This is a genomic window from Streptomyces sp. NPDC001536 (assembly GCF_042894505.1).
Taxonomy (GTDB): domain Bacteria; phylum Actinomycetota; class Actinomycetes; order Streptomycetales; family Streptomycetaceae; genus Streptomyces.
Genome location: NZ_JBIAVQ010000006.1, coordinates 125738 through 139727 on the forward strand (window position 1 = coordinate 125738; position 13990 = coordinate 139727).

The 13990-nt window shown below is 72.1% G+C and carries 14 protein-coding genes; 5 read left to right on the forward strand and 9 right to left on the reverse strand.

Annotation, left to right across the window (positions count from 1 at the left end):
- Positions 1–35 precede the first annotated feature (35 nt).
- Positions 36–854, forward strand: coding sequence for an SAM-dependent methyltransferase (locus ACFY0U_RS18460; RefSeq protein WP_388636502.1), 819 nt, complete (start codon positions 36–38; stop codon positions 852–854).
- Here ACFY0U_RS18460 and ACFY0U_RS18465 read toward each other — a convergent pair.
- From ACFY0U_RS18465 to ACFY0U_RS18495, 7 genes are read right to left on the reverse strand one after another with little or no spacing between them, the layout of a single operon-like run.
- Positions 851–1543, reverse strand: a complete 693-nt coding sequence (locus ACFY0U_RS18465; RefSeq protein WP_388636504.1) for an SDR family oxidoreductase — start codon at positions 1541–1543, stop codon at positions 851–853. The two genes, ACFY0U_RS18460 and ACFY0U_RS18465, sit on opposite strands and share 4 nt — an antisense overlap.
- On the reverse strand, positions 1540–2415 hold the full coding sequence (locus ACFY0U_RS18470) for a cupin domain-containing protein (protein WP_388636506.1): 876 nt from the start codon (positions 2413–2415) through the stop codon (positions 1540–1542). The genes ACFY0U_RS18465 and ACFY0U_RS18470 overlap by 4 nt, the downstream gene beginning before the upstream one ends.
- Entirely contained in the window at positions 2412–3755 is a 1344-nt protein-coding gene (locus ACFY0U_RS18475) for an amidohydrolase family protein (protein ID WP_388636508.1), read from the reverse strand. The genes ACFY0U_RS18470 and ACFY0U_RS18475 overlap by 4 nt, the downstream gene beginning before the upstream one ends.
- Before the next feature lie 22 nt (positions 3756–3777).
- Positions 3778–4758, reverse strand: coding sequence for an alpha-ketoacid dehydrogenase subunit beta (locus ACFY0U_RS18480; protein ID WP_388636510.1), 981 nt, complete (start codon positions 4756–4758; stop codon positions 3778–3780).
- Positions 4746–5723: a thiamine pyrophosphate-dependent dehydrogenase E1 component subunit alpha gene (locus ACFY0U_RS18485; RefSeq protein WP_388637188.1), complete on the reverse strand. Its 978-nt coding sequence runs from the start codon at positions 5721–5723 to the stop codon at positions 4746–4748. Before ACFY0U_RS18485 ends, ACFY0U_RS18480 begins: the two co-directional genes overlap by 13 nt.
- Positions 5716–7050: a M24 family metallopeptidase gene (locus ACFY0U_RS18490; protein ID WP_388636512.1), complete on the reverse strand. Its 1335-nt coding sequence runs from the start codon at positions 7048–7050 to the stop codon at positions 5716–5718. The genes ACFY0U_RS18485 and ACFY0U_RS18490 overlap by 8 nt, the downstream gene beginning before the upstream one ends.
- A gap of 52 nt (positions 7051–7102) precedes the next feature.
- Entirely contained in the window at positions 7103–7735 is a 633-nt protein-coding gene (locus ACFY0U_RS18495; RefSeq protein WP_388636514.1) for a helix-turn-helix domain-containing protein, read from the reverse strand.
- A gap of 267 nt (positions 7736–8002) precedes the next feature.
- Here ACFY0U_RS18495 and ACFY0U_RS18500 point away from each other — a divergent pair, with 267 nt between their 5' ends.
- The 4 genes from ACFY0U_RS18500 to ACFY0U_RS18515 all read left to right on the forward strand — a co-directional run bounded on the left by ACFY0U_RS18500 (position 8003) and on the right by ACFY0U_RS18515 (position 11983).
- On the forward strand, positions 8003–8377 hold the full coding sequence (locus ACFY0U_RS18500; RefSeq protein WP_388636516.1) for a DUF4333 domain-containing protein: 375 nt from the start codon (positions 8003–8005) through the stop codon (positions 8375–8377).
- Entirely contained in the window at positions 8374–9096 is a 723-nt protein-coding gene (locus tag ACFY0U_RS18505) for an ABC transporter ATP-binding protein (protein WP_388636518.1), read from the forward strand. The genes ACFY0U_RS18500 and ACFY0U_RS18505 overlap by 4 nt, the downstream gene beginning before the upstream one ends.
- Before the next feature lie 14 nt (positions 9097–9110).
- Positions 9111–11123, forward strand: coding sequence for an FtsX-like permease family protein (locus ACFY0U_RS18510; RefSeq protein ID WP_388636520.1), 2013 nt, complete (start codon positions 9111–9113; stop codon positions 11121–11123).
- 155 nt (positions 11124–11278) lie between these two features.
- A complete protein-coding gene (locus tag ACFY0U_RS18515) occupies positions 11279–11983 on the forward strand; it encodes a response regulator (protein WP_388636522.1) in 705 nt (234 codons plus the stop codon).
- Here the strand turns inward: ACFY0U_RS18515 and ACFY0U_RS18520 are convergent.
- Together ACFY0U_RS18520 and ACFY0U_RS18525 are read right to left on the reverse strand one after the other, a co-directional pair.
- Positions 11980–13389 carry a cytochrome P450 gene (locus tag ACFY0U_RS18520; RefSeq protein ID WP_388636524.1) on the reverse strand — a complete coding sequence of 470 codons (1410 nt, stop codon included), beginning with the start codon at positions 13387–13389 and terminating at the stop codon, positions 11980–11982. The genes ACFY0U_RS18515 and ACFY0U_RS18520 overlap by 4 nt on opposite strands.
- A gap of 99 nt (positions 13390–13488) precedes the next feature.
- Positions 13489–13935 carry a potassium channel family protein gene (locus ACFY0U_RS18525; protein ID WP_388636527.1) on the reverse strand — a complete coding sequence of 149 codons (447 nt, stop codon included), beginning with the start codon at positions 13933–13935 and terminating at the stop codon, positions 13489–13491.
- Positions 13936–13990 lie beyond the last annotated feature (55 nt).

Consider the following 13990-nt stretch of genomic DNA (forward strand, 5'->3'; position numbering starts at 1 on the left):
CTCGCAACCTTGACGGGCGAGCAGAGGAGCCACACGTGACCGGGACCGAGCCGGCCGCCGTCCAGCGGATCGACACGACCAAGCCGCACCCGGCCCGCGTCTACGACTGGTACCTCGGCGGCAAGGACAACTACCCGGTCGACGAGGCCCTCGGCCGCCAGATCGCCTCACTCAGCGGCGACGCCCCGCGGGCCGCGCGCGCCAACCGCTGGTTCATGAACCGGGCCATCCGCGAGCTGTCCGGGACGGCGGGCATCCGCCAGTTCCTGGACGTCGGCACCGGCATCCCCACCGAACCCAATCTCCACCAGATCGCCCAGAAGGTCGCCCCGGACGCCCGCGTCGTCTACGTCGACAACGACCCGATCGTCCTCGCCCACGCCGGCGCACTGCTGCGCGGCACCGAGGAGGGCGTGACGGAGTACATCGAGGCCGACGCGCGTGAGCCGCACAGGATCCTCGAACAGGCGGGCCGGATCCTCGACTTCGACCGGCCCGTCGCCCTGTCGCTCATCGCGCTCATGCACTTCGTCGCCGACGAGGACGGCGCCTACGACGTGGTGGACACCCTGGTCGGCGCGCTGGCTCCGGGCAGTGCCCTGGTGCTGTCCGCGATGACCGCCGACTTCGAGCCGGAGAACGTACGGCGGGGCATCGAGGCCTACGCGGCGGGCGGGGTGACGCTGGTGGCCCGTACACGGGACCAGTTCGGCCGGTTCTTCAAGGGACTCGACGTCCTGGAACCGGGCATCGTGTCGGTGAAGGACTGGCGTCCCGAACTCGCGGTGGACGAGACGCCGGACTCCGCGGAGGGGCCGGTGTCGCTGTACGGGGCCGTCGGGATCAAGCCCTAGCCCAGCAACCACCCTCCGTCCACGGCGAGTTCGACGGCGTTGACGGACCGGTTGCGCAGCAGGAAGTCCGCGGCGTCCACCACGTCCGCCATCGTGGCGAGCCGCCCGGTGGGTGTCCTGGCGCGCAGTCCGGTGAGCACCTCCCCCGGTTTGGCCAGCCAGTACGGGCTGTCCCCGACGACTCCGGGATGGAGGGCGTTGACGCGGACGGGGGCCAGTTCGACGGCGAGGGCGTTCACCAGTCCGCGCACGCCCGCGTTGACGGTCGCCACGGTCGTCGCGCCCGGGTAGGGTCGCTCCTTGGCCTGCCCGCCGAACACCACGATCGCACTGTCGTCGTGCAGCCGGTCCCGCAGCGCGTGCACGACCTCGGTGTAGCCGACGAGCTTCAGCGTCACCAGGTTGAGGGCGGCCTCGATGTCGTACGCGCTCACCCGGTTGTCGTCGCGGGTGACACCGCTGAGGACCAGATGGTCCAGTGGCCCGATGTCCCTCAGCGCCGCCGCGATCTCCCGTGGCCGTGACAGGTCGAGGGCGATGCCTCGCAGCGCGCCGATCTCCTTGGCCGCCGTGTCGGCACGGTGGGCGTCCCTGCCGGTGAGGACCACCTCGTCCCCCCGCCCCGCACGGAAGCGGGCGAACTCGCGGCCGATCCCGGACGTACCGCCGACGACGAGCACACTGCTCATGACTCCAGGGCCTCCCTCAGGTACTCCCAGTCCCGCGTGAACCGGTACGCATGACGGGTCGGCGGCTGCGGTGCCTGGGTCTCCAGCCAACGCACCGGTCCCGCACCGGCGTTGGTGAACCCGTGCACACAACCGGCGCCCGCCCAGGCCACGTCGCCGGGCCCGAGCCGGTACACCGTGCCGTCGAAGGTGGCGTCCACGGCCCCTTCGAGGATCAGATACGTCTCCTCGAAGGGGTGGTCGTGGGTGCCCGCGACGCCGTCCGGGGCGTACTGCACCATGAACATCGTGGAGGCGACGGCGCCCAGGTCGCCGTCGACCATCATCTTCACCGTGATCCCGCTGTAGACGAGGAGCGCGGTGCGCATGCTCGCCGACACCGCGAGCAGATCCTGGGACTGCTTGCCGGGTTCCATCTGCACGGGCTCGAAGTGCCCGAAGGAGCGGGTGCGCGGGTCGCGGACGTCGAGGCGGACAGGGGTGCGGCGGGGCAGCGCGGGCACCGTCTGGGTGTCGTGGCCGTAGCGGGCGCGCGGCACGGGCGCGAGCATGTCCGCCCAGCGTGCGGCGGTGTCCCCGGCGCCCCGCCAGGCGTGCGGGACACCGGTCGGCAGCAGTCCGTAGTCGCCCTCTTCGAGGAGGTACGACCCTTCGGGCACGTCGAGGACGACGGTCCCGTCGAGCACGCAGAAGGTCTCCTCGTACGAGTGGACATGGGGCCCGACCGCCCCGTCCGGAAGCAACTCGCAGACACCGAAGCCGGTATGGACGCTGCCGTCGTCCTCGCCGACCAACTCCCGCCGCCGGTGGCCGTGTTCGTCGTACTCCGGCGGCGGTACGTCGGTGGCGCGGCGCACCAGGTGAGCGGTCACCGGGCGGCCTTCGCGGCCAGGAGGCGGTCGCGGGACTCCTCGACGAGGCGCCGGGCGCGGTCCACGTCGGCGGTCAGCTTCCCGTCCCGCTTGCGGATCACACCGTCCACGATCACGGTGTCCACGTTGGAGACATCGGCGGACAGGGTCACCGCGGCCGCCGCGTCGTGCACCGGCGCCACGTTCAGCGCGGTGGCGTCGATCGCGACGACGTCGGCCCGCTTGCCGGGGGTGAGCGAACCGGTGCGGTCCTCAAGACCGGCGACATGCGCGCCGTTCACCGTGGCGATCTCCAGCATCCGACGGGCCGTCAGCATCGTGTCGGGGACCGGGACATCGGCCTGCCAGCACTCCGCGTTGACACGGGCGCGCTCGGCGCCGAAGGCCGCGCGGATCTGGGTGAACATGTCGCCGGGGACGGTGGTGACGACGTCGATGCTCAAGGAGGGCCGCAGTCCGTGCTCGATCGCCTTCATGACCGGCGGCCAGCCGTGCCCCATCTGCGTCTCGACCTGCGGCGCGATGGACACCGTACCGCCGCTGTCGGCGACCATCCGCCACTCCTCCTCGCTGAAGTAGCAGCAGTGGATGTAGGTGGTGTCCGCACCGAGGAGCCCCAGGTCGTGAAGCTGCTTGACCATGCCGAAACGGCCGGCCAGCCGCCCCATGCCGGCATGGAGGGTGATCGGGATGTCCAGTTCCCGGGCCAGACCCCACTCCGCGGTGACGACGTCGTTCACACAGAAGCCGGGGCCGCGGGTGGCGAGGGCCATGGTGAGCAGGGAGTCGTCGGAGGCGAAGTACGTGCCGCGGATCCGTCGTACGTCGTCGCCCGGGATCGCGATCTTGCTCTCGAACCAGTAGTCGGCGAGGGAGGTGTTGGCGCTGCCGTACGCGTACTGCGCGCGGATACCGGTCTCGGCGAGCGCCCGGATCGCGGCGTCCGGGTGCTCGGGGGTGTTGTTGATGTGCGACCAGTCGACGAGCGTGGTGATGCCCGCGTTGAGGCACTCCAGGGCGCCGGCCAGGTTGGCCGCGTACACGTCCTGAGGGGTGTAGAGCGGTGCGAAGGTGTCGAGGATGTCGACGAAGTAGTCGTCGAGCGTGGCGTCCGGCGCGACCCCGCGGATCGAGGCCTCCCACGTGTGGCGGTGGGTGTCGACGAAGCCGGGGATCACGATCCGCCCGGTCATGTCCAGGACTTCGGCGTCGGCGTTGATCTCGGGCTGTACGGCCACGATCCTCCCGTCCTCGATGAGGACGTCCCCTCGGGGAAGGTCCCCGATGTCGGGGTCCATCGAGATCACGTGACCTGCGCGCAGGAGTGTCCGAACGGTCATCGCCCTTCCTCCTTCGGGGTGTTCAGTACGCGGTGAGGTCGCGGACGGTCGTCACGACCTTGTCGACGGTGGGGATGACCCGTTCCTCCAGCGCGTCGGCGAACGGCAGCGGGACGCACTCCCCCGCCACTCTCCGCACGGGCGCGTCGAGCAGGCCGAACCCCTCGTCGGCGACGACGGAGACGACGGTGGCGCCCCAGCCGCCCTGATACGGGTTCTCCTCGACGGTGACGAGCCGCGAGGTCCGGGCGAGCGAGGCGAGCACGGTGCTCATGTCCAGCGGCACCAGGCAGCGCAGGTCGACGACCTCCGCCTCGATGCCGTCCTCGGCGAGCCGGGCGGCGGCCCGCAGCGCCAGCGGGACCATCGCGGCGAGGGCGACGAGGGTCACGTCGGTGCCGTCCCGGACCACGGCGGCACGGCCCAGCTCGACGACGTGGTCCGGGGGCGGCGGCGAACCCTTCGACGCCAGCAGGCCCTTGTGCTCGAAGAAGACGACGGGGTCGTCGCTGCGGATCGCCGCCGCCATCATGCCGATCACGTCGGCGGGTGTCGCCGGGGCCGCGATCTTCAGGCCGGGTACGGTGAGCGCCCAGTTCTCGGTGGCCTGTGAGTGCTGGGCGCCGAAACCGAGCCCGCCGCCGTTGGCGGTGCGAACGACGAGGGGCACGGTGACCTGACCGCCCGTCATGTAACGCACCTTGGGTATCTCGTTGGCGAGGTAGTCCCAACAACAGGCCAAAAAGTCCGAGAACATGATCTCCGCGACGGGCCGCATCCCGGTCATCGCGGCCCCCATCGCCGCGCCCACGATGGCCTGTTCGGAGATCGGTGTGTCCCACACCCGCGCCGGCCCGAACTCCTTGAACAGCCCGGCGGTCGTCTTGAACACCCCGCCGGCCTCGCCGATGTCCTCCCCCAGGCACACGACCGCCGGGTCCCGGCGCATCTCCCGCGCGATGCCCTCGGCGACCGCCTCCCGGTAGGTGATCACGTCCGCCATACGGCACCCCCGTCGGCCCATACGTCGGTCAGCGCCTGCTCCGGATCGGGCGCGGGCGCGTTCTTCGCCGCCTCGACCGCCTTCCGTACGACGTCCAGGGCGCGCTCGTCGGCCGCGCTGACCGTCTCCTCGGGCACCCCCAGCTCGGTCAGCCGTCCCCTCGCGATGTCCAACGGGTCGTGTTTGAGCCAGCGTTCGACCTCCTCGGCCGGACGGTAGGTCGCCGGGTCGGACCGGCTGTGGCCGAAGTGCCGGTAGGTCGCGGCCTCCAGCAGGGCGGGCCCGTCTCCTGCCCGGGCCCGACCTGCCAGGGCGGCGACGGCGTCCCGGACCGCGACGACGTCGTTGCCGTCGACGGTCTCGCCCGGGATGCCGTAGGCGGGCGCCCGGTCGGCGGCGGGCCGGGCGACCGCGGTGACGTCGGCGATCGGCGTGTACTCCATGTACAGGTTGTTCTCGCAGACGAACAGCACCGGCAGCTTCCATACGGCGGCCAGGTTCAGTGCCTCGTGGAAGGCGCCGATGTTGGTCGCGCCGTCGCCGAAGAAGGCCACCGCGACCTGGTCGGTGCCACGCAGCCGCGCCGACCAGGCCGCGCCGGCCGCCATCGGGAGATGGGCGCCGACGATGGCGTAGGAGCCGAGCATGCCCGTGGCCGCCTTGGTCAGGTGCATGGAGCCGCCCTTGGCTCCGCACAACCCCGTGGCCCGGCTCATGAGTTCGGCCAGGCACTCCTCGGGGGTGGCGCCCCGGGCCATGGCGTGATGGTGGCCGCGGTAGGTGGCGAAGACGTAGTCGTCGGCGCGCAGGGCGGCGCTCGCGCCGACGGCGATCGCCTCGTGTCCGGCGGCGAGGTGGGTGGTGCCCTTGACGAGGCCCTGGAGGAACAGGTCGTGGGCGGCCTTCTCGGTACGGCGGATGAGGACCATCTGCTCGTACAGGGCGAGGAGTTCGGCGCTATCCACCATGGGAGTCACCCCGGTTGAGATGGGACTGCGACTCCCGCCGGGTGTTGAGCTCGCCGCCGACCGTCCAGTACTTGCGGCCCGCCACCAGCAGTTCCTCGGCCGGGAACTTGGTGATGACCTCGCAGCCGTCGGCGGTGACGACGAGCTCCTCCTCGATCCGGGCCGCGGACCAGCCGTCGGCGGCCGGCCAGTAGGTCTCCAGGGCGAACACCATGCCCTCTTCGAGGACTTCGGGGTGGTCGAGGGAGACCAGCCGGCTGAAGATGGGCTTCTCCCAGATGGACAGCCCGACTCCATGGCCGTACTGGAGCGCGAAGGCGGCGGTCTCGTCGGCGAAGCCGAACTCCTCGGCGCGCGGCCAGACCCGGACGATGTCGGCGGTGGTGGCGCCGGGGCGGACGAGGGCGATCGCCTCGTCCATGTACTCCCGGCAGCGGACGTACGCGTCCCGCTGGGCGCCGGACGCGCTGCCCACGGCGAAGGTGCGGTAGTAGCAGGTGCGGTAGCCGAGGTGGCTGTGCAGGATGTCGAAGAAGGCGGGGTCGCCGGGGCGGATGAGGCGGTCGCTGTAGACGTGCGGGTGGGGTGAACAGCGTTCCCCGGAGATGGCGTTGACGCCCTCGACGTACTCGCTGCCGAGGCCGTACAGGACCTTGCTCACCAGCCCCACGCACTCGTTCTCGCGTACGCCGGGCCGCAGAAAGCCGTACAGCTCCTCGTACGCGGCGTCCACCATCGCGCAGGCCTGGGCGAGCAGGGAGATCTCGTCGCGGGTCTTGATGCGGCGGGCCTCCAGGAAGACCTGCTGGCCGTCCACGACATCGATGCCCTCGGCGCGCAGGGCGGAGAGGATCGGCATCTCGGCGACGTCGATCCCCAACGGCTGGTCCGCCAGGCCGTGTTCGCGCAGCTCGGCGGCGATCTTCGCGGCGACGTCCTCGGCGATCCCGGCGTCCGGATGGAAGGCGCCGCGCAGGGTGGAGATACCGGCGCGGGCGCCGGTGGGCGGGCCGCCCTTGCCGTCGCTGTAGTCGAGCCAGGGGTTGTACAGCTGGTGGTGGCGGGCCGCGGAGCCGAAGTCCCAGACGACCGGTTCGCCGCCGCGTGTCAGCAGGGCGAAGCGGATCAGCTTGTCCATCGCCCAGGTGCCGATGTGTGTGGCGGTCATGTAGCGGATGTTGGCGAAGTCGAAGCTGAGCACCGCGCCGAGGGAGGAGCGGTTCAGGGTCTCGTGCAGCCGGGCCAGCCGCTGTTTGCGGAGCCGGTCCAGGTCGACGCGCTCTTCCCAGTCGACGGCGTTGGGTCCGAAAGTGCGGATCGCCATGGCGACCACCCCCACCTTCGAGTCAACGACCGTGACCCGGAAGTGTCAAGTGCTACTGAACACTCCGGCCGACGACGAACCAGACCCCCACGGCCGGTTCGGCGCCGTCGTTGCGGTAGCGGTGCGGGGTCGTCGACTCGAAGCACACGGCGTCGCCGGGGCGCAGGACGCGTTCCTCGAAACCGAGGGTGAGGACGAGCTCACCGGAGGTGAGATAGCCGTACTCCGTGCCCGCGTGCCGCATCAGACCGCCCGAGGAGGCGGAGGAACCGCCGGGCCGGTAGGTCACCAGCAGGAAGTCGGCGTCCGTGCCGGGGACGTGTCCCAGCCGCTCCCACACGACGCCCGAGTCCAGCTCCAGGACCTCCCGCTCACCGGGGGTGACCAGGGGTCCTATGCGTCGGCCGGGGTCGGCGGCGAAGGCGGCCATGGCGTGCAGCGCGGCGGATCCGACCGTCGCCGTGGCGGACTCCCGCCCCTCGAAGAGCGACTCGACGGAGATGCCGAGTGCCGTCGTGATCGCGTACAGCGTGCTCACCGACGGCTGGCTCTTGCCGGTCTCGATCTGCGACACCAGGCTCGCGGAGACCCCGACCTCACGCGCCAGGGCCCGCAGACTGAGCCCGCTCTCCAGGCGCGCCCGCCGGATGCGCGCCCCGACGGGCGGCACGGCGACAGGGGACACGGCCGACTCCTCTCCCCGGGCGGGCATGTGCAGCCCCATTGAACATCCGTAGCCCACCGCACGGCCAGCGCCGCAGGTGAGGGCGACGGAAGGGCTCGCGCCGGGGGCCGACCGGGCATGGAGCACGTCGTGACAGCTCCGGACGGTCGGCTCGGCCGAAAGGCCGACCCCCGCCCGCCGCGGCCATGGCCGTATGGCCGAGGCGCGCGCCCGGGCCCGCGGGCGAGGCTGGAGCCACTTCCTCCCCTCCATCCGCAGGAGTTCACGATGCAGCGCAGCAAGTTCCTCATCGGTGCCATCGGGGGCGCCACCGCGGTCGTAGCCGTCGGCGGGCTCGGCACCTATCTGCTCTCCGGCACGGAGTCGACGACCGGCCTCGACAGCTCCAGCTCGGCGACCGTCGACGGTCACAAGGCGCTGTCGGCGCAGATCGTCGCGGGCCGCACCCAGAGCAAGTACCACCCGCTGCCGTGGGTCGGCGAGAAGGTCACCGGCGTCACCTGCCCCACCGCTCTGAAGGCGGTCGCGGGCGCCACCGTCACCTGCACCGGCAGGACCCAGGGCGGCACGGCCATCGACATCCCCGTCTCCGTGGTCAAGACCACGAGCGACTCCGTCGCATGGAAGTTCGACCGCTCATGAGCACTGTTCTGGCCGGTCTCGGCCTCGTGAAGAAGTACGGCTCCACCACCGCCCTCGCGGGCGTCGACGTGGAGGTCGGTGAGCGGGACTCCCTCGCCATCATGGGCCCGTCGGGCTCCGGCAAGTCCACCTTGCTGCACACCCTCGCCGGGATCGTCCGCCCCGACGGCGGCCAGGTCCTGCTGCGCGGCGAGCGAAGCGAGATGGGGGTCCCCCCGGCCGAAGGCTGGGGGAGGATCGACAAGCTGGGCGAGAACCGGCTCAGCGCCCTGCGCCGCAAGCGGTTCGGCTTCGTCTTCCAGTTCGGCCAGCTGCTGCCGGAACTGCCCGCCGACGAGAACGTCGCCCTGCCGCTGATGCTGGAGGGCACCCCCCGCAGGCAGGCCGTGGACCGCGCCCGCCGCTGGTTCGCCCCGCTCGGCCTCGACGGCCTGGAGCACCGCAGGCCCGGCCAGCTGTCCGGCGGACAGGCCCAGCGCGTCGCCATCGCCCGTGCCCTGGCCGTCGAACCGGACGTGGTCTTCGCCGACGAGCCGACGGGCGCCCTCGACCAGACCACCAGCACCGAGGTGATCCGGCTGCTCACCTCCGTCACCCGCGAGCAGGGCGCCGCCCTCGTCATGGTCACCCACGACGCCGATGTCGCCGCCCACTGCGACCGGGTCCTGCACGTCCGCGACGGCCGGATCAGCACCTACAGCCAGTTCACGGTCGCCTGAGCCCCGGAGATGTGATGCGCTCCCCCGTCCTGCCCCTGACCTGGCATCTCGCCCGGTCCTCCGGCCGCCGCGGCCTGCAGAGCCAGCTGCTCGCGGCCGGTGCCGCCGCCGTCGGCGCGTTCGTCATGCTGGTGATGATCGCCGCCACGACCGGTTCCGCCGTCCGCGCCGACCGCACGGCCTGGCGCACGCCCGACCCCGTCAGGCACGGCACCGCCGTCCAGGCGCTCGCCACGACGTACGTCCGCCACGAGCCCGTCACGGTCGTCTCGCTGGCCCAGCTGCCCGACCGCGCGCGGACCCCCGCCCCGCCCGGCCTCAAGGCCTTCCCGAAGCAGGGCGAGGTGTATGTCTCCCCCGCCCTCGCCGACCTGCTGCACAAGCTGCCGGCGAACCAACTCGCCGACCGTTTCCCGAAGTCGGCGTCCTACGGCACGATCGGCGCCGCCGGTCTCGCCTCCCCGGACGAGCTGGTCGCCGTGGTCGGGCGGGCACCGGGCGCGGCCGCCGTGTCCTCTGCCGCCGAGGGCGGCGCCACCGCGTACGACACCGGGCAGACCGCGCGCGCCGAGATCTCCGGGTTCTCCGGCACCCGGCGGAGTATGTTCACCGACTCCGACCAGGCGGCGGCCCTGCTCGGGGTCGTGCTCCTGGCGATGCCCGTGGTCGTGCTGGCCTCCGCCGCCGGGCGGCTCGGCGCGGCCCGGCGCGAACAGCGGCTCGCCGCGCTGCGGTTGGCCGGGGCGACGCCGCGCCAGATCATCGCGATGACCGCTCTGGAGGCGGCCGCCGTCGGCCTGGCCGGAGCCCTCGCCGGCGCGCTCGCCTACACGGCCCTGCTGCCCGCCCTCGCACGGATCCCGTACGGCATCGGCAGCTGGTACACCGGCCAGCTCTGGGTCGGCACCGGCTGGTTCGCGGCCGTCGTGCTGGGTGTCACCGCCCTGCTCACCGTCAGCGCGGTGTCGATGCTGCGCCAGGTGGCGACCTCACCGCTCGGCGTGGCGCAGCAGTCGCATCCGAGGCGCACCCGGATGATCCGTCTTCTGCTGTTCGTGGGCGCCCTCGGCTACATCTGGGCGACGTCCAGCGGTGGCGGCCAGCTGAACAAGCGGCAGCTCCTGACCCTTCTGCTGCTGTTCTACGGCACGTTCTGGCTGTTCGGCCCGTGGGTCGTGGACCGGCTGGGCCGACTGCTGGGCCGCTTCGCCCGCCGTCCGGCGACCCTGCTGGCCGCGCGCCGGCTCAGCGACGATCCGCGGAGCGCCTGGCGGACCGTCAGCGGTCTGGTGCTGGCCGGGTTCGCGGCCGGGTTCTTCTCCGTCAGCATGCTGGGCACCGACACCGGGCAGTACCGGGACCAGGTCGCCGTGGTCACCACCGACGCCGGCACCGCCCGGCATGCGGCCGCACAGGCTCGTACGCTGCTGCACCGGGCCGGTGTCACCGCCACGGTCACCGTCGGGCGGGAGGACGACTTCGACACCGTGCTGGGCGGTACCCCGGGTGTGATCGCGCATGTCTCCGGCGGCACGGACCGTATCGACACCGCCGTCACCGTGCTCAGCCCGCTCGCCCCGGGCACACCGCCGTACTCCGGTGACTACGCCGGGGCGAACGACAGCATCGCCACCGGGCGGATCGCCGAGGTCAGCATCGCGACCCTGGCCCTGAGCTTCGTCGTGGCGACCGCCTCGGCGGGACTGACCGCCGCGGCGAACGTCCTGGACCGGCGCCGCGTGTACGGCCTGCTCCGGCTGGCCGGCACCCCGCTGAAGGTGCTGGACCGGGCCAGGGTCCGCGAGACGGTCGTCCCGCTGGTGATCCTGGCGGGCGGCACCACCGCGATGGGCATGTACGGCTCCAGCAAGCTCAACGAGGCGTTCGGCACCACGATCAACACCACCGGCCTCCTGCAACTGGCCGCCTGCACGGTGCTGGGCGCACTGGCGATGTTCGCCGCGATCAGCACCAGCCGTCCCCTGCTGCGGAGGGTGACCGCCGATCCGGCGCAGACCGCGGACTGAACCGACCACCCGCGCCGGGCCCGCCGCCACAACAGCGGCGAGCTGTCCGGCCACCTCGGCACAGACCGTGCACCGAGCCGACCACCCCGCACGGCCCGCCGCCACGACAGCGGCGGGCCGTCCGGCCAGCCGTGTCCGTGAGGCATGATCGAGCCATGACCGCCCCCAGCCCGACCGGCGCCCCCGGCAGCCCCATCCGGGTGCTCATCGCCGACGACCAGGACATGGTCCGCACCGGCTTCCGTTTCTTCCTCAACGCGCAGCCCGACATGACCGTCGTCGCCGAGGCCGCCGACGGGGAGGAGGCGGTGGCGCTGGCCCGTGAACTGCGCCCGGACGTGTGTCTGCTGGACATCCGGATGCCGAAGCTGGACGGTCTGGCGGCCACCCGGCTGCTGGCCGGGCCGGAGGTCGCCGACCCGCTGCGGGTGGTCGTGGTCACCACCTTCGACCTCGACGAGTACGTGTACGGCGCGCTGCGCGGCGGCGCCTGCGGCTTCCTCCTGAAGGACTCCGGTCCCGCCCTTCTCGCGGAGGCGGTCCGGGCCGCCGCGGCCGGCGACTCGCTGGTCTCCCCCTCGGTCACCGTCCGTCTGCTGAAGCACGTGACCGACGCCCCGCAGCCGGCCGCCCCCACCCGCCCCGCGCCCCTGACCGAGCAGCTCACGGAGCGCGAACTCGACGTCGTCCGCCTGGTCGCCCTCGGCCGCACCAACGCCGAGATCGCCGCCGAGCTGTACGTCTCCCTGTCCACGGTCAAAACGCACCTGTCCAGCGTCCAGCTGAAACTCCGGGCCCGGAACCGCGTGGAGATCGCCGCGTGGGCCTGGCAGCACGGACAGGTCACGCCGGGCGCCTAGTCTCCCGAGCGGATGAGCCCGGTCAGGTACCGCCACAGCGACGAGCGCCGCTTGACCGCCGGGTCCTGTGCCTCCGGTACGTCGGTGGCGGGCTCCGCGGCCGGTACCGGCTCCGGCACGAACGTGCTCGAGAGCTCGTAGCGCACCGGCAGGGACCGCAGCCCCCGCATGAACGGCGAGGAACGCCACGGCAGTTGGTCCACCGGCAGGGCGAGCTCCAGATGCCCGAACCGTTCCACGATGCGGCTCACCCCGGCCGCCGCGATCGTCGACGCCAGCTCCCGGGCCGGACACTGACGCGGGCCAGCGCCCCATGCCAGGTGCGCGCGGCTGCTGATGCTGGAGGAGCCCGGTGCCATCTGCCCGGCGAACAGCGGGTCGGCGTGCGCGGCGGCGGAGGAGACCCACACCGGGTCGCCGGCGCGGATGGTGTAGTCGCCAAGCGGGGTGTCCGCGGCCGCGAACCGCGGCACGAAGTTGACCAGCGGCGGCTTGCGCATGACCACCCGGTTCATGGTCTCGCGGACCATGCCGGCGGACAGCGTCTGGCGCACCCCGCCGTCGCCCTCCCCGGAGATGACCTCGACGACGGTGTTGGAGATGAGGATGCCGACGTGGTCGGAGGTCATGCCGAGCAGCATGAACAGCTCGCGGGCCAGTTCGTCGACCGTGAGGTCCGGGTGGGCGGCGAGCAGATGGGAGGGGAAGTCGTCCCCCGGCTTCTCCTTCTTCGCGGCGGCCAGCTCCGACAGCGTCACCAGCAGCCGCGCCAGGGCGGGTTCGGCGTCCGGGCCTGCGTCCAGCACCCGCCACATGTCCATCAGGGCGTCGTCGCCCTGCGAACCGGGGAAGCCGAGCAGATGGCTCGCCGCCATCAGCGGCAGCGGGCGGGAGAACTGCGCCGACAGATCGGCGAGCCCCGTACGGCCGCCCTGCGCGAGCAGGCCGATCAGTTCGTCGGCGTAGCCCGTGACGGCGGCCTTGAGCCGCTTGGCCTGTGGGTGGCGCGGGTCCTGGAAGGGCCGCAGGGCCGCGTCCCAGGCGCCGCGGAGCCGGGGGTAGCCGGGACCGCCCTGGATCAGTACGTGGTTGACCTCCAGGGAGGGCCCGAGCGGCCAGTCGGCGGGCACCCGCCCCTCGGTGCGGGCCCGCCAGTTCTCCAGTCCCTTCGGCCAGCCGGCGTCGTCCTGGAGGACCTGGAGCGACTCGCGGTAGCCGAGCACGAGCCAGGCGGGCACGCCCAGCAGGTCGACCGGCGCGACCGGACCGTGACGCTCGCGCAGCCGTTCGTAGACGAGCGCGGGGCGCGTCTCGTAGTCCCGGGTCAGCAGGGGTTCGGGAGCCAGGTCCTCCAGCCGTGCCCCGTCCGACGTGGACTCCTCCTCGTCGACCACATGGAACTCCATCGTCCCGTCTCCCCCTTCGGCACCCGCCCATGACAGACCGCACGGGACCCTACCCGAGGCGTGACGGGCGTCAAGTGCCGGGGTACTGCCCGGTAGCGATCAGTGCCGTTCGCCTTTTCCGGTCACCAACTGCTCCAGTCTGTCGAAGCGTTCGTGCAGGGCCTGGACCGTCTCGTGGCCGAGGCGGTGGCGGCGCTTCTGCTCCTTGCCGACGAACCAGGTGGCCAGGGCCGCGGTGACCATGCCGTACGTGGTGATACCGACGACCATCACCACCGAGCCGACGACCCGGCCCCACGGCGTCACCGGGTAGAAGTCGCCGTATCCGACGGTCGTCGCCGTCTCGATCGACCACCACAGCGCCTTCGGGTACGACGTGAGATTGGCGCCCCGCGCCCCGTCCTCGGCGGCCACCACCGCCCACGAACCGAGCAGCATCACCACCACGAGGACGGCCGTGGCCCCGCCCGCCGCCTTCAGATGGAGCGAGCGCCCTTCCCGGCCCAGCAGCAACCCGACGGCCCTGGTCAGGAATCCGGGCAGCATGGCGACTCCTTCGGGCGCGGGCACTTGGAGCCAGTGTCGGCGGCGGCGCACGGGC